This is a genomic window from Pedobacter aquae, from assembly GCF_008195825.1.
Classification (GTDB): Bacteria; Bacteroidota; Bacteroidia; order Sphingobacteriales; family Sphingobacteriaceae; genus Pseudopedobacter; species Pseudopedobacter aquae.
In genome coordinates this window covers 3,487,799-3,507,626 of sequence record NZ_CP043329.1, presented here as the reverse complement: position 1 = coordinate 3,507,626, position 19,828 = coordinate 3,487,799, and the positions used below count along the sequence as shown (strand labels likewise).

Genomic DNA, 19,828 nt, shown 5'->3' with positions numbered 1-19,828 from the left:
TATGCCGCAAACAAAAAAAATAGCAGAACAACTTACTTCTACCTGCAGCTATTGTGGGGTTGGTTGCGGTGTGCTTATCCAAAAAGAAAAAAACGGAAATATTTTTGTTGAGGGAGATAAAAATCATCCTTCTAATAAAGGTATGCTATGCAGCAAAGGCCTAAACCTGCACCATACTGTTAATGATAAAAGCGACAGGTTGCTGTATCCACAAATGCGCTACAACAAAAGCATGCCCTTACAAAGAGTAAGTTGGGATGATGCTTTAGAACGTAGCGCTGCTGTTTTTAAAACTTTTATAGAAAAATACGGCCCAAATTCGGTTGCTTTTTATGCATCGGGGCAGTGTTTAACAGAAGAATATTATGTCATTAATAAGCTGATAAAAGGATTTATTGGCAGCAATAATATAGATACCAACTCTAGATTATGCATGAGCAGCGCTGTTGTAGGTTATAAAATGTCTATCGGCGAAGATAGCGTACCCATTTGCTATGATGATATAGAACTGGCAGATTGCTTTTATGTTACAGGTGCTAACCCAGCATGGTGTCATCCTATCATTTGGAGAAGGGTTGAAGCCCATAAAGCTGCCAACCCGGATGTTAAAATCATTATTGTTGACCCACGTGTAACCGATACTTGTGCCATAGCAGATTTACATTTGCAGTTAAACCCCGGCACAGATATTACCCTTAACCATGCCATAGGCAGGCTACTTATAGAACAAGGTTATATTGATATCAATTTTATTCAACAACATGCAGAAGGTTACGAAGCTTACAAAGCTGTAGTTTTTGAAAAAAGTTTAGAAGAAGCGGCTCATATTTGTGGCTTAAACCCCCATGATATTAGACTTGCCGCACAATATATTGGTGAAGCAAAAGGCTTTATCAGTATGTGGACCATGGGGCTTAACCAAAGTGCTATAGGCACCAACAAGAACTTAAGTTTGATTAACCTCAACTTAATTACTGGGCAAATTGGCAAACCTGGCGCTGGTCCGTTTTCATTAACCGGACAACCCAATGCTATGGGCGGCAGAGAAGTTGGAGGCTTATCAAACCTTCTACCTGCCCACCGCAACCTAAACAACCCATTACACCGCCAAGAAGTACAATCCTTTTGGGGAGGAAAAGAAATACAAGAAAAGCCAGGTTTAACGGCAACAGAGATGTTTGAAGCCTTAGAAACAGGACAATTGAAAGCCATTTGGATACTGTGTACCAACCCCTTAACCAGCCTACCCAATACCAGACAAGCCGAAGCCGCTTTAAAGAAAGCTAAATTTGTAGTGGTACAAGAAATAAGCAATAAACCAGAAACTTTAGCTTACGCTGATGTTGTTTTACCCGCAGCAGCCTGGGCAGAGAAAGAAGGTACCATGACAAATTCTGAGCGCAGAATTACCTACCTACATAAAGCTGTGGATGTACCCGGAGAAGCTTTGCCTGATGCTGAAATCATCTGCAAATTTGCTCAAAAAATGGGCTATGATAGTTTTAACTACAATACTGTAGAAGAAATATTTATAGAACATACTCAACTCACCAAAGGCACCAACATAGATATTTTTGGCTTAAACTACACTATTTTAAAAGCGCATAGAAGTATTCAATGGCCCTATAAAAAGAACAAACAAAACGACACTAAGCGACTTTTTGAGGATAAAAAGTTTTATACACCATCACAAAAAGCTATTATTCATGCAGTACCAGATACTTTAACTAGCGAAAAACCAAATCCCGATTTTCCTTTTATCTTAACCACTGGCCGTATTAGAGACCAATGGCATACCAGAAGTAAAACAGGTAAAGTAAATAAGCTAAATCAGCATATTAAACAAGCTTATTTAGAAATTCATGTTCAGGATGCAGAGCAATTACAACTGAAAGAAGATGATATCGCCGTAATTACTTCTAACAGAGGAGAAGTAAGAGCAAAAGTTAAAATTGGTAATACCATAAAACCTGGTGTTGTTTTCTTGCCTATGCATTGGGGCAAAATCCTTGGAAATGATTTAAACCGAGCAAATAATATCACCAATGATTTGCTAGACCCTATTTCTAAAGAGCCAGATTTTAAGTATTGTGCTGTTAAGGTTACCAAATATCAAAAACCAGAACAAAAGATAGTTATTATTGGTGCCGGAGCAGGTGCTTTTGGCTTTGTAAAGGCTTATAGAGAAATAAACCAAGAAGATGCCATAACCATTTTTAGCAAAGAAAATTTCCCTTTTTACAACAGAGTGATGCTGCCAGACTATATCAGTGGTGAGCAAGGCTGGGAGCAATTGGTTAAGATGACAGATGAAGAAGAACCTGATTATAAAATTAGGCTTCACCGTGGTGTAAGTGTAGAAAAAATAGACCGAGAGCAGAAATTAGTGCTAGATAGTTTGGGCAGAAAAACCCCTTATGATATCCTCATCATGGCAACAGGTAGCCGGGCATCGGTTCCTAAAAACTTACCTAATTTAAAGGGTATTTTTACCATGAGAAGCCGTACAGATGCTGATAATTTTAAAAATCATATCCCTAAAAATGCCCATGTGGCTATCTATGGCGGCGGATTGCTAGGTTTAGAAATGGCTGCTTCTTTGAGAGAGATAGGCGTTAAAATTACCATCATCCAAAGAAGTTCTAGGTTCATGGGTAGACAGTTAGATGCATTGGGCAGTCAGCTTTTACACGAGGAAATGGTAGACTTAGGTTGCGATATTTATTATGATGATGAAGTACAATTGTATTACGGAAGATCTAAACTTACCGCCATTGGTTTAAAAAGTGGTAGAAAAATAAATTGTGATGCTATCATTTTAGCAATTGGTACATCCCCTAATATAGAGCTAGCTAAAGCAAGTGATTTAAATTGCAAAAAAGGCGTTGTGGTTAATGATTATTTGCAAACCAATGACCCTGCCATTTATGCGATTGGCGAAATTGCCGAGTTTAACGGAAGCCTATATGGCATTACCGCTGCCGCAGAACAACAAGCTACTATTGTTGCCAATTATTTAAACGGAGATATTGCCAGCTATTACAGCGGAAGCACCAGCATGAACTTGATAAAAATTCATGGTTTTGATTTATGTAGTATTGGTTTACCAGAATGCCCAGATGAAACTTACGAAGAAATAGTTTTTATCGATAAAGCTAAGCGCTATTATAAGAAATGTATTATCAAACAAGATAAACTAGTTGGTGCTATCCTTATTGGCGATAAAACAGAGTTTCTAGAGTTTAAAGAGCTTATTGCTAATAAAATAGAACTAAGCGAAAAAAGAATGCAATTACTTAGAAGTGGTAAAAAAGCAGAAGTGGTTAAAGGTAAACTGGTTTGTAGCTGTAACAATGTTGGCAAAGGCAATTTAGAAGAAAAAATAGCCTTGGGTTGTACAAATTTAAACGCCTTATGTAGTGCTACTGGTGCAGGCCAAGGTTGTGGCTCTTGCAAAGCAGAAGTTAAAAAAATCCTCGATGAAGCATCCCAAAAAGAGGAAGAAGTTTTAAATCTAATCTAATGGCTATGGAAGCGCATATCATCAAAATAAACTTACCAGGCGGCATTGTCTCTACCGGAGATTTACATGAAATCTTAACCATTGCAGAACAGTGTAATGTAGCAAATGTTAGATTTGGTAACCGCCAACAAATTCTTTTTAAGGTAACAGCAACTGAATTGGAGGACTTAAAAGACAGGTTTATGGTTCATGATATCTCCTATGAAATAGACCAAGATGAGTTTCCAAATATTGTAAGCTCTTACGTTACAGAAGAAATTTTTCAAACATCTTTATGGTTAACAGAAGGCGTTTATAAAGATATATTAGACGGTTTCAATCATCAGCCTAAGCTAAAAATTAACATTGTAGATTATTACCAAAATTTAATTCCCTTTTTTACGGGCAACCTTAATTTTATAGCTTCAGAGACTAATAATTTCTGGTATTTATACATCAGGTTTCCTAAAACCAACCATATGTTTTGCTGGCCTTCGCTTATTTACTCTGAAGATATTGCTGCTTTAAGCTTGGTTTTAGAAGATTATATCCATCAAGATTTTAGTAATGATGAAATAAAAATTAACGAAGAAGATATTTACGCCCAAGTTCTTAAAAGCCATAATTTTCATCAACAAGAGATACAAAAACCTTTAATTCATACAGATTTTCAATTACCTTATTATGAAGGCTTAAATAAATATAACGAGAATAAGCTTTGGCTAGGTATTTACAGAAGACATGAAGAATACAGCATCGCTTTTTTAAAAGCTGTTTGCGAGATTTGTCAATCAACAAGAATTGGGCAACTTTATACCACAAGTTGGAAATCTATAGTTATCAAGAATATCAATATTAAAGACAGATATTACTGGAGCAAGCTATTAGATAAATTTAGGATAAATATTAGACATGCTGCTAACGAGTTAAATTGGCAAGTAGAAGACTTGTGCGAGGAAGCTTTAAAGCTAAAAATAGAACTGGTTAAGCAATTTGAAGAAGCCGATTTAAGAACCTATCGTTTATGTTTTGCTATCAAAACTAAGCCCAAAACAGGCTTATTTAGCGCTATCGTTATCCGCAAAAGGAATAGCAAAAACAACAAAGGAGAAGAATTATACGAGCTTTTGTACACCAAAAACTTCAATCCAAATGCTAAAGAATATATCACTTTTCATGATGGCGTAGTTTTAAAACAGCTTTCATCTAAGCTGATAGAAATTTGTAACCTATTTTATCAATCCAAAGAAAATGGCATAGAAAATTCAGAGACAACAAAAGAGCAGCCTAAACAAACAGAACAACACAGCGTGTATCAATGCAAAAACTGCTTAACCATTTACGATGAACGCTATGGAGACCCTGCACAAGAAATAGCTCCAAAAACAAGTTTTAACAGTTTAGATTCCTATTTTTGCCCTGTTTGTGATGCTCCAAAACAAGATTTTGTTGAAATTCAACTAACAAAACAGCAATTTGTATGAGTGTAGAAATCTTATTGTTATTAGCTTTATTTTCAGTTGGATTTTTATACGCATCTGTAGGGCATGGTGGTGCTAGTGGTTATTTAGCAGTACTTTCTATTTTTTCTATCCCACTTGCTCAGTATAAAACCATGGTGCTTTTACTTAATATTTTAGTTGCTGGCGTAGGTTTTATTCAATTTTACAAAGCCGGATTTTTCAAATGGCATTTATGCTGGCCTTTCTTGCTAAGCTCTATTCCTTTTGCATTTTTAGGCTCAAAATTCGTTTTAGAAACAAAAATTTATCATATCCTTTTAGGCGCAGCTTTGGTATTTCCTGTCATCAGACTGTTAGGGTTTGGCGGCCAAGAAACTCAAATAAAAAAAGATATTCCTTTGGTAAAAGCTTTAATTTGGGGAGCACTTTTAGGTTTATTATCGGGCATTTTGAATATAGGCGGTGGCATATTTTTAAGTCCGTTGCTTATTTTAATGGGCTGGGCTAATACCAAAGAATCGGCATCGGTTTCAACCTTATTTATTGTTTGCAACTCTATGGCGGGGCTTTTGGGCTATACACAAGCTTTAGAAATACAAGATTCATCGGTATGGTTTTGGTTTTTTTCGGCTTTAGCCGGAGGATTTGCAGGCGCATATTTTGGTAGTCGCTATTTTAAAATTTCTACCATCAGATATTTATTAACCGTGGTATTAGCGATTGCTTCTTTTAAACTTTTATTTTTGATGTGATGGAGGGGATTGAAGATATCTACAACAGAAAGTTTAAAAAGCTAAGGCTTAGCCTGCTAGACCATTGCAATTTTAATTGCTCTTACTGTACTATGGGCAGCGATAATGTAGCTAGCAAACCTCAACAAAAGGTAGATTTTTTGTAAAAAGAGTTGCAAAACTACATCAACACTTACAATTAGACAGTATAAGACTTACCGGAGGCGAACCTTTACTTTATCATGAGCTTGATGTTCTTATTCATGAACTTAAAAAGCTAGACCTACCAGAAATTACCTTAACCACCAATGGTTTTCTATTAGCCAAACAAGCATCTAAACTAAAAAATGCGGGTTTAGATAGTATCAATATTTCTTTAGATGCCATAGATGAACTTACTTTCCAAAAATAAGCAAAAGAAAAAAGGTAGAAGAAGTATTAAACGGTATTGAAACAGCTATTAAAGAGGGTTTAAACGTTAAATTAAATGCCGTTATCATGAAGGGGGTAAACGAGCAAGAGATTTTACCTTTATTAAAATATGCTTTTAATTTAAATATCCCTATCAGGTTTTTAGAATTGATGGCCATGGGACATTTGCATGAGCAAGCAGCATTTCAAATTTTTACTAAAGATGAAATTTTGGCTAGCATAGCTCAGCACTATCAATTTACAAGGGTAATTAGAAAAGCATCGGCCACAGCCAATTACTGGCAAACTAAAGAAGGCTTTTTCTTCGGAATAATTGCTAACGAAAGCACCCCATTTTGCCATGATTGTAACCGCTTACGTATGGATGCGCAAGGGAATTTATTTGGGTGTTTAAGCAGTAATAAATCTGTTTACATGACTGATGAGGAGCCAGAAGAGCTTCTAAAACAAAAGTTGCAGTATGCCATGAAACAAAAACAAAGCCTTAAATTTACAGGAAGCAGCCTTAGTATGTTAGAAATTGGAGGATAGACATCATCATGAAAATAAAAGTTTTTGCAGCCCTTAAAGATTATTTCGATAAAGATTTCCTCTTAGAAGAAGACCTTAAAACTATTGCAGATGTAAAGGCCCACCTAGCTCAACAACAACCTAAAGCCTCTGCATTATTAAATCTTTGCCGCTTTGCTGTACATGATGAATTTGTAGACTTAAGCCATTTAATCCATAAAAATGATGAAATCAGCGTTATTCCCCCAAGTAGCGGAGGTTGATATAACTCCTCTGAGTGCTACAGATTTAGATTTGGTTCAGTTGCTAAGTTTAGCCCACGACCCTAAAGCGGGTGCTGTGGTCTTATTTAGTGGTGAAGTAAGAGATCATAGTACTGGCAAAACGGTTGACTATTTAGACTATGAAGCACATGAAAGCATGGCTAGTAAAATGATATGTAGCATTGTAGAAGACGCCGCAAAACGTTGGCATTTAACTAAAGCCCTAGCGCAGCATAGAACTGGAAAAGTAATGGCTGGCGAATCTGCCGTGGTGGTTATTACCTGCTCGCCACACAGAAAAGAAGCTTACGCTGCAAACAGATATATTATTGATAGGATAAAACACGAAGCGCCCATTTGGAAATGCGAATATTTTACCAATGGAACCAAAGAATGGGGCGGAAATTGTTCTTGCCAAAAAATTACTGGCGATGCCAATAAACACGTTTATGAATTTGAGGGTTAGTTTTTTCTTTCTAATATCTTAGAGATGTCTTTTTTAAGAACTGGAATTTTTGTTTGAAGTACATCCCAAACTATGATATAGTTTACGCCTATATAATCATGTATAAGTCGATCTCTCATTCCAGCCATACTTCGCCACTCAATAAAAGACCAAGTATCTTTATATGTTGAAGGAATTTTCTTTGATGCTTCGCCAATAATTTCTAGACTTCTTACGGTAGCTCTTTTTAAAGTCTCATCCTCTAAAAAATCATCTAGTGAAATATTTACAATTACAGATATTAAATAGTCACATTCATCTTGAATATGCCTTAAATATTCATTTACATCTTTAGACATATTGTACTTCGTTCAAAATTTTTGGACCAATATGCCTACTCAATCCTTTTTTAGTAACAATCTCAACCTTTTCCCCTGTAAAAAGTCTTTCAAAAAAATCATATGCCGCCATATAATTATCAAAATTCTCTTTTTCAGGAGCAAAATCAATTAATAAATCAATATCACTTTTTAAAGACTGTTCATTTCTTAAATACGAACCAAATAAGCCTATGCTACAAACACCAAATTCTTGCAATTGGGCTTTATTACCCTTTAGAACAGAAAAAATTTTATCTTTTGTAAGCATATCTTGTGTAATTTAACAAATAATATTTCAGCAATTTGATTATTTAAATTTAAATAGTTTTTTAAATGAAACCAACCATCACCATAGAATATTGCCCAAAATGTAATTGGATGTTAAGAGCAGCTTATATGGCACAAGAAATTTTATCAACTTTTACAGATGATGTAAGTGCCGTAAGCCTAAAACCTAGCGAAACAAGTGGTAAATATACCATCAGCATAAATGAGCTTGAGCTGTTTGATAGGAAAAAAGAAGGTAGATTTCCAGAAGTAAAAGAACTGAAACAACTGATAAGAGACCAGGTAAATCCTGATAAAAGCTTAGGTCATTCTGATAAAAAATAAGCTGATGACATCTTTAAGCGGATTAATTTTATGCGGAGGCCAAAGTAAAAGAATGGGGACCGATAAAGGCTTAATTTTAAATGATAGTTTAAAAGATAAACAGCCTTGGTTTACCTTTATGGCTGATAAACTTAAACCTTTTGCCCTTAAAACCTTTATTTCTATTAATAAAACACAGTTAGAGCCATATCAGAAATACTTTAACCCAGCTAGCTTCATTATAGACCAGCATGAGGTTGAAGGACCATTAAACGGCTTGTTATCTGCACATCAACTACACCCTGAAACAGACTTTATAGTTTTAGCTTGCGATTTGATAAATCTACAAACCGCTACCCTAACTAAACTGATAGAAAGCTATCAACAGTTTCCTGATTATGATTATTACGCCTACCATAACCAACAATTTTGGGAACCTTTATGCGCCATTTACACCGCTAAAGCATTAAAAAACTATCCATACCAAGCATCATCTAAACATAGCTTTCAAGCCTTGTTAAACCAAGGCAAAACCTATAAATTGGATATACAACAGCCAGAAAGCTTCATAAACCACAACCAGCCTTTATAATTGGCATCTCTTTTGGAAGATAGCTCTCTAAAATAAAATACTATGAAAAAGTTAATTTTAACAACCGCTTTTGCTGGCATGGTAAGTATTGCCGCATTTGCCCAAGAAAAAGAAACCAAAACAGATACTGTTGTAAACGATATTAAAAAAGGCGCAAAGAAAGTTGGTAACAAAACCGCAGAACTGGGTGTAAAAGGCGGCGCAAAAATTCTAGACCAACAAATAAAAGATAAAGTTGGGCCAGCCGGACAAAGCGTTTACCGCGATGGTAAAGACCGCATTTACTATGTTGATAGTAAAGGAAATAAAATTTATATCAAAGAATCGGCTTTAAAACCGCAGAAACCTTAAAATTCTTTTAATGAAAGAGTGCTTGGCAAGTTAGGGATAAGCACTCTTTATTAATTTCTTTATTGCAATCCCTATAACAGTGTTTTGCAAAGACTATTCAAGTACCCACAGGATAATACTTCTTTCTAAACCAAAAGGCTAAATTTACCAAAGCTATTAAAGCGGGTACTTCTACTAAAGGACCAATAACTCCGGCGAAAGCCTGTCCAGAGTTAATACCAAAAACACCTATAGCTACGGCTATAGCCAATTCAAAATTATTTCCGGTAGCTGTAAAGGCTATAGATGTTGATTTTGAATAATCGGCGCCAAAATATTTACCTACATAAAAACTCAGGATAAACATCAGCACAAAGTAAATGAGTAAGGGAATGGCAATTCTAACCACATCTAAAGGGATTTGCATCATCAATTTACCTTTTAGGCTAAACATCACTACAATGGTAAAAAGTAAGGCAATTAAGGTAATGGGCGATATAAAAGGCACAAATTTTTCTTGAAACCACGTTTCGCCTTTTAATTTTATCAGGCTGTACCTGCTTATTATGCCCATTAAAAAGGGAATCCCTAAATAGATCAAAACACTCTCGGCAATTTGGCTCATGCTAATATCAACAGCTAAACTGCTTAAGCCAAAATAGGGAGGTAAAACGGTAATGAAAATATAAGCATAAACGCTATATAAAAGCACTTGAAAAATACTGTTTAAGGCAATTAAACCTGCTGCGTATTCCCGGTTTCCTTCGGCCAGCTCATTCCAAACTACTACCATGGCAATACATCGGGCTAAGCCAATTAAAATTAAGCCAATCATATATTCTGGGTAGTTAGCCAAAAAAGTAATTGCCAAAACAAACATCAAAATAGGGCCAATAACCCAATTTAGAATAAGCGAAGCGCTTAACACTTTCGTGTTTTTAAATACCTCGCCCATGTTTTCATATTTTACTTTTGCCAATGGCGGGTACATCATTAAAATTAAACCTATGGCTAAAGGTATGTTGGTTGTTCCGCTAGAAAAAGAATTGATAAAAGTAGAAGACGAAGGGAGAAAATAACCCAAGGCTACGCCCAGTATCATGGCCATAAAAATCCATAAGGTTAAGTTACGATCTAAAAAACCTAATTTTATTCGCTCTACCGCCGGAGCGCAGTTATTTGCCGACATATCTTAATCTTTTTTAACGTAGGTAGCTACAAAATTTTGTGCGTAATTTTTAATCATTTCTCTTACTTCTCTAAACTGAGCCATAATTTCTTCTTCTGTACCTTGTGCTTTGGCTGGGTCTGGAAAGTTGTAATGAAATTTCTGAGCCTGTGTAGGAAAATACGGACAATTTTCTTTTGCATGGTCACACACAGTTATCATATAATCAAAATCTATGCTAGTGTATTCATCCACATGGTTAGAAGTATGCTTAGAAATATCTATACCATCTTCTTGCATGGTAGCAATAGCCCTTGGGTTAACGCCATGGGTTTCTATCCCAGCACTATAAACGTTTGCATGCTCTTTTGCAAAATGCTTTAAATAACCTTCAGCAATTTGGCTTCTGCAACTATTGCCCGTACATAAAATTAAAATATTCATTTATACTATTTAAATTAATGATAATTAACAACATCCAGAACCAGGTTCGCAGCTGCTACCTTCTTGTGTAACTAAGTTTTTTAATTGAATTTTTGGCTTTTCAGCCGATGGTGTACAGCACTCTTCACCGGTTGCTGTAGTACCACAACTTCCACCTCTTTCTATAGCTTTACATTGGGTAACATCGGGTCTTAAATCGATGATGAAATTCTCCTCATCTTTGATAAAAGCTTTTGGTAATAGCTGTCTGGTATCATATTCTTGGTTACCAAATTCTACTTTTACAACCGCATTGGGTTCAATACTTAAAGCTTTTTCTACCAATTCTATAATCGAAATAGCTTTTCTAACCTTCATAGATTTAAGCTGTTGCTGATTCTCTGGCACCCAAAGCTGGAGGATAATTTCTGTCCATTTGTTAACCACACCACCACAATCTACAGAAGTGATAGGTGCATGCTTCAATTCTGTGATATGATAAGAAGGCGAAACCCATTTATCCTCAGCATATTGAAATTGTAAATCTAATAAAGGATGCGCTACTAGAGCAGTCCTAAACTCGTTCCAAGTCATCATTTCTGAAATATTCATAATATTATGATTTAATGATTAATCCATTTTAGCAACAGCTTACAGGGCCTTTAAATTCTTTTAAAAAGCCATTTAAATGCTGTTCTAATTTTTTCCAGTTTTCTGGATGAATACAATAACAAACGCTTACACCATCGATGGTTCCTTGTATTAAACCCGCATTTTTTAATTCTTTTAAATGCTGCGATATGGTAGCTTGTGCCAAGCCTAATTCGCCCACCAAATCTCCACAAATACAAGTATTAGCCACCATAATACGCTGTAAAATGGCAATACGAGCCGGATGCGCCAAGGCTTTCAGAAGTGTAGCCAATTGGTTTTGCTCATCTGTAAATATTTCTGTTCTTGTAATTCCCATATCTATATATTGCAATATTACGATTAATAAAGAATGTATCAAATAAATTTTATTTTTCTTGACTAAAGGGTATAAAAAGCTGACAATTATAAGAAGAGTGGTAAAAACTTGTGATAAATTAAATTCTATTTTAATCTATATATAGTTTTATTTAGATTACCTATATTCTTAAACATATTTAATTCAACTCCCTTTTTTAAATCTCTACTTGCGGTTGCTGATGATAAATCTTTAAAAACATTCATGTAATCTTTCCTACTAAACTCTTTTATTCCTAAGCTCAAGAAGTATTCTAAACGATCTATATCTTTTAAAATGAGGTTATTATAATTTAATAAGTTTTCCAGAGATTGCTGAATAACGCCTAGCATATACTCTATAAAAGGAGTTGATTTGCCAGACTTATCACTTAAAGCTAATGATTGATAATATGCATCTTGAGTTTGGCTAATTAATGTTTCAAATGGTAAAAACTCAAAAACCGGATATTCACTCATTAAGATTAATGTTTGCCATAATCTTCCCATTCTACCGTTTCCATCAAGAAAAGGATGAATAAACTCTACTTCATAATGAAATACGCAACTTTTGATTAAAGGTAACTCATCATCTTTTTTTAGATACTCAAATAAGTCCTTCATGAGGTGTGGTACTTGCTCAAATGGAGGTGCTACATGCGTCACCTGTGTTCCTTTAACTATTCCAACACCTTGCTTTCTATAATCTCCCGGAGATTTTATTAAACCACCCATTAGTTCCTGATGAGCTTTTAAAAAGCTTTTTTCTACACTAAATTTGTATTTTTTTAAATCATCATAAACTTTAATTGCATTTAAGACTTCTAAAACATCCTTTTCCGGACCTATAATTCTTTTATGCTCTATCAATGCGGTTATTTGTTCTTCGGTTAAGGTATTTCCCTCTATCTGTAATGAAGAATGAATAGTTTTTATTCTATTTTGCTTACGAAGCTGGGGCGATGGTTTATGAAGATAATTAGCATTAATTTCACCTATCTTCTCAGAAATAACGGTTATTTGCTTTAAAATTTTTGGAGTTATATCGTAAGGAGGCGTCATTGATAGTATCATTTGATAGTATCAAAAATAGAATCATTCTACCATTAGTCAAAATTAATTTAACGCAAGGTTTTTTATGATAGATACCGCCATGATTAACCTATAGATTCAAATTTTATATTAAAATACTTCATAAAAAAAGCTGCCTCCATTATGGAGACAGCTAAACTTAAACCTAAACATATTCACTTAAACAATGAATTTCTTTACTCCATAAATGGATATCTATAATCCGTAGGCGGATTAAAAGTCTCTTTTATTGTTCTCGGGGAAACCCATCTTAATAAATTAATCATAGAGCCGGCTTTATCATTGGTACCAGAAGCTCTGGCTCCGCCAAAGGGTTGTTGACCTACTACCGCACCGGTACACTTATCGTTGATATAAAAATTACCCGCTGCATTTCTCAATTTATAAGCTGCCTTTTCTATCACGTATCTATCATTAGCTAAAATTGCACCAGTTAAAGCGTAAGCAGATGTTTGATCTATCAAATCTAAAGTTTCATCAAATTGCTCATCATCATAAACATAAATGCTTAAAACAGGTCCAAATAATTCATCGCTCATGCTGCTATAATGAGGGTCTTGTGTTACTAAAATGGTAGGCTCAATAAAATACCCGACGGATTTATCGTAATGACCGCCAGCAATAATTTCTACACCATCGGCTTGCTTAGCATCGCCTATGGCTTTGGCTAGTTTATCAAAAGATTTTTCATCAATAACCGCATTTATGAAATTGCTAAAATCTTCTACTGGGCCCATCTTAAAACTAGCTACATCTTTTAATAATAGCTCTTTTAAAGTTGGCCAAACAGCATTTGAAACATAAACCCTTGATGCTGCTGAACATTTTTGCCCTTGATATTCAAACGCTCCTCTGGCAATAGCTGTTGATGCTGCTTTAACATCTGCGCTAGCATGTACCAGAATAAAATCTTTACCTCCTGTTTCGCCAACGATACGTGGGTAGGTTTTATAGAGATGGATGTTTTCTCCTATAGTTTTCCATATTTCTTGAAAAACTTTGGTTGAGCCTGTAAAATGTATCCCAGCAAAATCTGGATGTTTAAAAATAACCTCTCCTATACTTGGGCCATCGCCATAAATTAAATTGATAACGCCAGCGGGTAAACCTGCTTCTAAGAAAATACGCATGATTAATTGTGCTGCATAAATTTGTGTATCGGCTGGTTTCCAAACCACTACATTACCCATTAACGCAACTGATGCAGGTAAATTTCCGGCAATAGCGGTAAAATTAAAAGGCGTTAAGGCAAATACAAAGCCTTCTAAAGGGCGTTGCTCTACCCTATTCCAGCTGCCTGCCGGAGATACTGGTGGCTGTTGCTGATAAATCTCGGTCATGTATTTTACGTTAAAACGTAAAAAATCTATCAACTCGCAAGCCGAATCTATTTCTGCTTGATAAGCATTTTTAGATTGCCCCGCCATAGTGGCTGCATTTAAATCATATCTATATTTTCCGGCAATTAAATCCGCAGCTCTTAAAAATATAGCTGCCCGATGTTCCCAGGATGTATTTTCCCAATTTTCTTTAGCTTTTAAAGCTTCGGAAATTGCCATGGCTACATGACTTTTATCTCCCTTATGAAAATTTGCAATTACTTTTTGGTGCGCATGTGGCGGACGAATGCTTCCTGTTTCGCCAGTTTTAACTTCCTGGGCACCAATAAACATCGGGATATCAAGTGTTGTAGCATATACCTTATCCAAAGCAATTTTTAACAAATCACGCTCTTTACTTCCCTTTGCATATTGCAAAACAGGCTCGTTAACCGGAACTGGTACATTAAAAAATCCTTTCAACATTTCTTGATATTTATTGGTAACACACAAAATGTGTACCTGATGTTTCTATCTCTAAACTTAAAACAAGCTTTTCAAAACAAATAGCCTAGTTTTTGTTTAACAAAGTAAGCGCTAATACAGGATTTAGATATAACAAAAATTGTCCATTAATAGTCTAAAATTGCCAAAAGAAGGCAAATAAATGTTTGCTTATTATTTTTGATATATTATAAAATAGATAATGAATAAGAAGGTTTCTTTTAACGATACAGCCATTGCCTTTTCGCATAAAACAGACAAAGAATTGGCCCAAGCGCATTTTATTTTCTCTTTAATGAAATTCCAATGGCTGGTAAAAATTGGAACCAAATTAACACCCTTAGCACTTAGGTGGAAGCTTCCTATAAAAGGCATTTTACGCAATAGCATTTTTAAAGTATTTATTGGCGGCGAGAGCTTAGAAGAAACCAAAACGGTATTAAAAACGCTAAACCAATATCAGGTAAAAGCCATTTTAGATTATGGTGCCGAAGGGAAAGAAAATGAAGAAAGCTTCACCAAAACTTGTGAGGAGTTTATCTCTCTTATTCATTATGCTGGCGCACAATCATCTGCTCCTTTTATCAGCATTAAAGTTACGGGCTTGGCTCGTTTTAGCTTTTTAGAGAAGTTAAATAACCTCATTCAACCACATCCTTTTGTATTGCCCAATCCTGAAAAATTATCTAAAGAAGAACAAAAAGAACTTCAACTACTTTTAGCTAAAATTACCGCTATTGTAGAAGCCGCTAAACAACAACATATTGGAGTTTTGGTAGATGCCGAAGAAACTTGGATTCAAGATACCATTGATGCCTTAACTTTCCATTTTGTAAAACTTTATAACCAAGAGCAAGCTGTTATTTTTAATACGATACAGTTTTACCGTACAGCAGCATTTGCTTTATTAGAAGAAAGTATCCGTTTAGCACAAGAACACTCTTTTACAGTAGGTATAAAAATGGTGCGTGGTGCTTATATGGAAAAAGAACGTTTAAGAGCTCAGGAATATGATTATGCTTCTCCTATTCACCCAACAAAACAAGCCACAGATGATGCTTTTAATAAAGGTTTAGCTTATGCGATTGCTAATTTGGAGAAAGTACACCTAATTATTGCTAGCCATAACGAAGAAAGCAACAGTTATGCTACCGAACTTTTAGCTCAATACGGTTTCCCTCAGCAACATCCGCATATTCATTTCTCGCAGCTTTATGGCATGAGCGACCATATTACTTTTAATTTGGCTAAAGCCGGATACGCAACCAGCAAATATTTACCTTATGGCCCTATTGATGATGTGGTGCCTTATTTGATGAGAAGGGCAGAAGAAAACACCTCTGTAGCAGGGCAAACCAGTAGAGAACTACAACTTATAGAACAAGAAATTAAAAGAAGAAAAGCTTAACTATCAGATATTGCTCTTTTTTTAGCTAATTTTAAATTGCATTTAGCAATTTTAGATGAAAGTTATACAATTTACCGTACCTGTAGACAAGAGTGATTCTGTTGTTATTCAAGAAGATATACTCCCTAATTTTTATCATTATTTGCACAGACATAAAGAAGTGCAAATAAGCTTAATTTTAAAAGGTGAAGGGACATTGATTGCGGGTAATTTTACTCAACCTTTTAAAGCTGGTGATATTTATATTTTAGGCGCCAACGAACCGCATTTATTAAAAGGAGACGCTAAGTATCTAAAACTGCCCAATAAGAATAATATCCATGCTATCCATATTTTTTTTGATGCGCAACAGCTATTAGCACCCTTAAATGCTATGCCTGAGTTTGTAGCCATTCATCAATTTTTAAAACTTACAGATAGTAGCTTGCAGTTGCCTTCAAATCATTATCAAAAAACGGCAAAGGAGATTATCAAAATTAGCAAAGCTAGCGGTTTTAATAGGCTCATCAGCTTCTTGCAATTGCTTGATTATTTTTCTAAAGAGGTTAAAGATTGGCGTTCTTTATCTACCGGATTTTCTAAGAAATCTTTCTCAGAATCTGAGGGGATGCGTATGAATGATATTTATCAATATACTTTAGAGAATTATGCTGAAGATATCACCCTCAAAAAAATTGCTGCCGTGGTACATTTAAGTACTTATGCCTTCTGTAAATATTTTAAGAAACATACCCGGAAAACATACCTCAATTTTTTAAACGAAATAAGAATTAATGAGGCTTGTAGAAGAATTTTACATGGCGATTCTGAATCTATATCAGCCATAGCTTATGCCACAGGTTTTAATAGTACCATTACTTTTAATAGGGTTTTTAAAAAAGTTACGGGGATGTCGCCAACTACTTATGTGAAGATTTATAAGTTTAAAGTGGGGGATTAAATTTATCCTACTGTCTAGTATTTATAAATCGGGTAGAATTTTAAGCGTGAATACTTAATAAATTTAATAGATAATAGACTTAATTATCCAGAATATCCTTAATCTTATCCTTAACTTGATTTATAATTTCGTCACTAACAGTTGAAATAGGACTTTTATCTATCAATGACTTATCTGCGACTAGGATTTTATGACATCTTATCTCAGAAACAAATTTTAAAGGTTTCGTTAATTCAGAGATTGGTAATTTAACCGAATATTCGTCGTTTCTAATTTCCTTAGTTATTTGTACTACCATTATATCGGAAGTATTATTCATAGTATTTCCAGAAATAACCATAGCAGGTCTTTTTTTTGAATTGCTTTGATTAGTAAATGGGAATGGTAAAAGAACAATATCTCCTTGTTTATATGACATAACTAATCAAAAAGTATCCCAGTAATCATTCTCTTCATCATTCGTCAAATCCCAATCTGAAGCAAATGCCATTTGAGCATATGACAATAACATCTTATCAGCTTCCTCTGAAGTAGGAAAATCATAATCAATAGTCTTAGCCTCATAGGAATAAGAGGGTTTCGATTCTATTAAGTTACTAACGCAATCATAAATCGGTTGTGTACTACAGTTCGGACTGTCTAATATTAGTATCATTTTCTTTCCTTTTACTTTCTAGTTCCTTGATTTTCTGACCTAAAAAATTATATATATCAGTTGCTGTATCAAAATCTAAATAAATACCAAACTCATACTCTCGCATTACACCCTCTTTACTTTCTTCACCGATTTTTTCAGCCAATTTATTTTCTTGGATATTATAAATTGTTGATTTGGGTATTGGAAAACGTTCAGCATAGAAGTTTAAATTTATATAACCTCGTGGAGTAATACCCCCATAAGCTCCATCCACATGAATCTCCCTAAAATTAGAACTTAATTTATTATGAAATTGGATATTTTTTTGTTCTTCCTTTCCCATTTAAGCATCATTTAAATAATAATTTTCGACTTTCCGTATTTCCATAAATATTCAAATATATAACCAATTTCCAAAGAAACAATATATTTTCTAGTTGTTTAGATATTTAGAATGATTTGTCTATCTCATTAATACAAGAAATAATAATTTATAGGATTATAGCATTTTGGTAGCAGGATGCTTACATTATTTTCATTTACATGTACCAAAAGTTAATACTTAAATATAGTAATTCATTTTATACAAAATAGTATTTGTGATTTTAAAATATTATAAACATCAAAACAAAAATAATTACTATTAGATGAACTAATAAAGCACCTAGGTTTATCTTTTCTTTCTTTCTAAATAAAAATAGTCCAATATAGTATAGAATAGAAATAATTCCCCCTAGTAAAAAAAGAAAACCAATTAAATGATGAATACCTGGCGCATGCATATATTCCCAATCGAAGGTTACAGAGGCTAACCATGCTATTATAAACCCACTGAAGTAGTAAGCTAAAACTCTATAAAGCCCTCTCTTGAAATTTTCCATAGGTTTAATAATTTATACTACCTACTTAATCACACCCAATTCTTTTCCTACTTTTTTAAAGGCTGCAATACATTTATCTAAGTGAGAGCGGTCATGTGCGGCAGACATTTGCACTCTTATTCTTGCTTTACCTTTGGCTACTACTGGATAGTAGAAACCAATAACATAAATACCTTCTTCTAACATTCTGGAAGCAAATTGTTGTGCCAAAGGTGCATCATACAACATCACCGGAACAATAGGGTGTGTGCCTTGCTTAATATCAAAGCCTGCTTTGGTCATTTCTGCTCTAAAATAAGCGGTATTTTCTTCTAATTTGTCTTTTAACGCAGTGCTTTCTTTAAGCATATCCAGCACAGCTATAGAAGCGCCCACAATTGCCGGTGCTAAGGTATTAGAGAATAAATATGGTCTTGATCTTTGTCTTAACAATGCAATAACTTCTTTAGGGCCAGAGGTAAAACCACCTGAAGCGCCACCTAAAGCTTTTCCTAAAGTTCCTGTTATGATATCAACCCTGCCCATTACACCATGATGTTCATGAGTACCTCTTCCGGTTTTACCCATAAAACCAGAGCTATGGCATTCATCCATCATAACTAAAGCTTTGTATTGATCAGCCAAATCACAAATTTTATCTAACTGAGCAATGGTTCCATCCATAGAGAAAACACCATCAGTAACAATAATACGATGTCTTAAATGTTGCGTAGCTTGTAATTGAGCTTCCAAATCGGCCATGTCATCATGCTTGTAACGATGACGTTGTGCTTTACATAACCTGATACCATCAATAATAGAAGCATGGTTTAACTCATCAGAAATGATAGCATCTCTTTCATCAAATAAAGGTTCAAAAACACCTCCATTAGCATCAAAAGCGGCAGCATACAAAATAGTATCTTCTGTACCTAAAAACTCAGATATTTTTTGCTCCAATTCTTTATGGATGTCTTGGGTACCGCAAATAAAACGTACCGATGATAAACCAAAACCATGGGTATCAATAGCTTTTTTTGCTGCTTCTAAAATCACCGGATGATTAGATAAGCCTAAATAGTTATTAGCACAAAAATTAATTACTTCTTGGCCGCCTGTTACAGCAATATCTGCCGATTGAGGGGTAACAATAACACGTTCGTTTTTATATAAACCAGCGTCTTTTACATCCTGTAATTCTTGCGTTAAAACAGGTTTTAAAGTTTCATACATAATTTAAAATTTTATGGT

At 34.8% G+C, this 19,828-nt stretch carries 24 protein-coding genes; 12 read left to right on the top strand and 12 right to left on the bottom strand.

Features of this window, described 5'->3' with window-relative positions; translation table 11 throughout:
- Position 1: 1 nt before the first annotated feature.
- The 7 genes from FYC62_RS15500 to FYC62_RS15470 all read left to right on the top strand — a co-directional run bounded on the left by FYC62_RS15500 (position 2) and on the right by FYC62_RS15470 (position 7,367).
- Positions 2-3,523, top strand: a complete 3,522-nt coding sequence (locus tag FYC62_RS15500; protein WP_149075597.1) for a nitrate reductase — start codon at positions 2-4, stop codon at positions 3,521-3,523.
- Positions 3,523-4,986 carry a rubredoxin domain-containing protein gene (locus tag FYC62_RS15495; protein ID WP_149075596.1) on the top strand — a complete coding sequence of 488 codons (1,464 nt, stop codon included), beginning with the start codon at positions 3,523-3,525 and terminating at the stop codon, positions 4,984-4,986. The genes FYC62_RS15500 and FYC62_RS15495 overlap by 1 nt, the downstream gene beginning before the upstream one ends.
- The gene (locus tag FYC62_RS15490) at positions 4,983-5,717 is read left to right on the top strand and encodes a sulfite exporter TauE/SafE family protein (RefSeq protein WP_039452687.1); all 735 of its coding nucleotides are present in this window, start codon (positions 4,983-4,985) and stop codon (positions 5,715-5,717) included. The genes FYC62_RS15495 and FYC62_RS15490 overlap by 4 nt, the downstream gene beginning before the upstream one ends.
- A gap of 187 nt (positions 5,718-5,904) precedes the next feature.
- A complete protein-coding gene (locus FYC62_RS18210) occupies positions 5,905-6,108 on the top strand; it encodes a radical SAM protein (RefSeq protein WP_149075942.1) in 204 nt (67 codons plus the stop codon).
- An 86-nt stretch (positions 6,109-6,194) separates the two neighbouring features.
- Complete coding sequence (locus FYC62_RS15480; RefSeq protein ID WP_149075595.1) at positions 6,195-6,659, top strand: GTP 3',8-cyclase MoaA family protein; 465 nt, start codon at positions 6,195-6,197, stop codon at positions 6,657-6,659.
- A gap of 8 nt (positions 6,660-6,667) precedes the next feature.
- Positions 6,668-6,901 (top strand): MoaD/ThiS family protein, encoded by a 234-nt coding sequence (locus tag FYC62_RS15475; protein ID WP_039452690.1) that lies wholly within the window; start codon positions 6,668-6,670, stop codon positions 6,899-6,901.
- Positions 6,861-7,367, top strand: coding sequence for a molybdenum cofactor biosynthesis protein MoaE (locus tag FYC62_RS15470; protein WP_149075594.1), 507 nt, complete (start codon positions 6,861-6,863; stop codon positions 7,365-7,367). Before FYC62_RS15475 ends, FYC62_RS15470 begins: the two co-directional genes overlap by 41 nt.
- Here the strand turns inward: FYC62_RS15470 and FYC62_RS15465 are convergent.
- The gene (locus FYC62_RS15465; RefSeq protein ID WP_149075593.1) at positions 7,364-7,705 is read right to left on the bottom strand and encodes a HepT-like ribonuclease domain-containing protein; all 342 of its coding nucleotides are present in this window, start codon (positions 7,703-7,705) and stop codon (positions 7,364-7,366) included. The genes FYC62_RS15470 and FYC62_RS15465 overlap by 4 nt on opposite strands.
- Positions 7,698-7,994: a nucleotidyltransferase family protein gene (locus FYC62_RS15460; RefSeq protein WP_039452691.1), complete on the bottom strand. Its 297-nt coding sequence runs from the start codon at positions 7,992-7,994 to the stop codon at positions 7,698-7,700. The genes FYC62_RS15465 and FYC62_RS15460 overlap by 8 nt, the downstream gene beginning before the upstream one ends.
- 65 nt (positions 7,995-8,059) lie before the next feature.
- Between FYC62_RS15460 and FYC62_RS15455 the strand changes: the two genes are divergently transcribed.
- From FYC62_RS15455 to FYC62_RS15445, 3 genes are read left to right on the top strand one after another with little or no spacing between them, the layout of a single operon-like run.
- On the top strand, positions 8,060-8,338 hold the full coding sequence (locus tag FYC62_RS15455) for a SelT/SelW/SelH family protein (RefSeq protein WP_149075592.1): 279 nt from the start codon (positions 8,060-8,062) through the stop codon (positions 8,336-8,338).
- Positions 8,339-8,342: 4 nt separating this feature from the next.
- A complete protein-coding gene (gene mobA, locus FYC62_RS15450) occupies positions 8,343-8,909 on the top strand; it encodes a molybdenum cofactor guanylyltransferase (protein WP_149075591.1) in 567 nt (188 codons plus the stop codon).
- 42 nt (positions 8,910-8,951) lie between these two features.
- Complete coding sequence (locus FYC62_RS15445; protein WP_149075590.1) at positions 8,952-9,260, top strand: hypothetical protein; 309 nt, start codon at positions 8,952-8,954, stop codon at positions 9,258-9,260.
- Positions 9,261-9,357: 97 nt separating this feature from the next.
- On the opposite strand, the gene arsB is transcribed toward FYC62_RS15445, so the two are convergent.
- The 6 genes from arsB to pruA form a co-directional block, all read right to left on the bottom strand.
- A complete protein-coding gene (gene arsB / locus FYC62_RS15440) occupies positions 9,358-10,428 on the bottom strand; it encodes an ACR3 family arsenite efflux transporter (RefSeq protein WP_149075589.1) in 1,071 nt (356 codons plus the stop codon).
- A gap of 3 nt (positions 10,429-10,431) precedes the next feature.
- Positions 10,432-10,851, bottom strand: a complete 420-nt coding sequence (locus FYC62_RS15435) for an arsenate reductase ArsC (RefSeq protein ID WP_039452704.1) — start codon at positions 10,849-10,851, stop codon at positions 10,432-10,434.
- 24 nt (positions 10,852-10,875) lie between these two features.
- On the bottom strand, positions 10,876-11,442 hold the full coding sequence (locus FYC62_RS15430) for a DUF6428 family protein (RefSeq protein WP_149075588.1): 567 nt from the start codon (positions 11,440-11,442) through the stop codon (positions 10,876-10,878).
- Between the two features lie 28 nt (positions 11,443-11,470).
- Positions 11,471-11,800 (bottom strand): ArsR/SmtB family transcription factor, encoded by a 330-nt coding sequence (locus tag FYC62_RS15425; RefSeq protein WP_039452707.1) that lies wholly within the window; start codon positions 11,798-11,800, stop codon positions 11,471-11,473.
- 125 nt (positions 11,801-11,925) lie between these two features.
- Positions 11,926-12,891, bottom strand: a complete 966-nt coding sequence (locus FYC62_RS15420; RefSeq protein WP_205943734.1) for a Fic family protein — start codon at positions 12,889-12,891, stop codon at positions 11,926-11,928.
- Positions 12,892-13,085: 194 nt separating this feature from the next.
- Positions 13,086-14,714 carry an L-glutamate gamma-semialdehyde dehydrogenase gene (gene pruA, locus FYC62_RS15415; RefSeq protein WP_149075587.1) on the bottom strand — a complete coding sequence of 543 codons (1,629 nt, stop codon included), beginning with the start codon at positions 14,712-14,714 and terminating at the stop codon, positions 13,086-13,088.
- A gap of 220 nt (positions 14,715-14,934) precedes the next feature.
- Between pruA and FYC62_RS15410 the strand changes: the two genes are divergently transcribed.
- Entirely contained in the window at positions 14,935-16,140 is a 1,206-nt protein-coding gene (locus tag FYC62_RS15410) for a proline dehydrogenase family protein (RefSeq protein ID WP_149075586.1), read from the top strand.
- Between the two features lie 55 nt (positions 16,141-16,195).
- Complete coding sequence (locus tag FYC62_RS15405; RefSeq protein ID WP_149075585.1) at positions 16,196-17,080, top strand: AraC family transcriptional regulator; 885 nt, start codon at positions 16,196-16,198, stop codon at positions 17,078-17,080.
- A gap of 79 nt (positions 17,081-17,159) precedes the next feature.
- On the opposite strand, the gene FYC62_RS15400 is transcribed toward FYC62_RS15405, so the two are convergent.
- From FYC62_RS15400 to kbl, 4 genes are all read right to left on the bottom strand, one after another.
- The gene (locus FYC62_RS15400) at positions 17,160-17,498 is read right to left on the bottom strand and encodes a type II toxin-antitoxin system PemK/MazF family toxin (protein ID WP_149075584.1); all 339 of its coding nucleotides are present in this window, start codon (positions 17,496-17,498) and stop codon (positions 17,160-17,162) included.
- A 205-nt stretch (positions 17,499-17,703) separates the two neighbouring features.
- Entirely contained in the window at positions 17,704-18,060 is a 357-nt protein-coding gene (locus FYC62_RS15395; RefSeq protein ID WP_149075583.1) for a hypothetical protein, read from the bottom strand.
- Positions 18,061-18,322: 262 nt separating this feature from the next.
- On the bottom strand, positions 18,323-18,598 hold the full coding sequence (locus FYC62_RS15390; RefSeq protein WP_149075582.1) for a hypothetical protein: 276 nt from the start codon (positions 18,596-18,598) through the stop codon (positions 18,323-18,325).
- Positions 18,599-18,619: 21 nt separating this feature from the next.
- On the bottom strand, positions 18,620-19,810 hold the full coding sequence (gene kbl, locus FYC62_RS15385) for a glycine C-acetyltransferase (protein ID WP_149075581.1): 1,191 nt from the start codon (positions 19,808-19,810) through the stop codon (positions 18,620-18,622).
- Positions 19,811-19,828 lie beyond the last annotated feature (18 nt).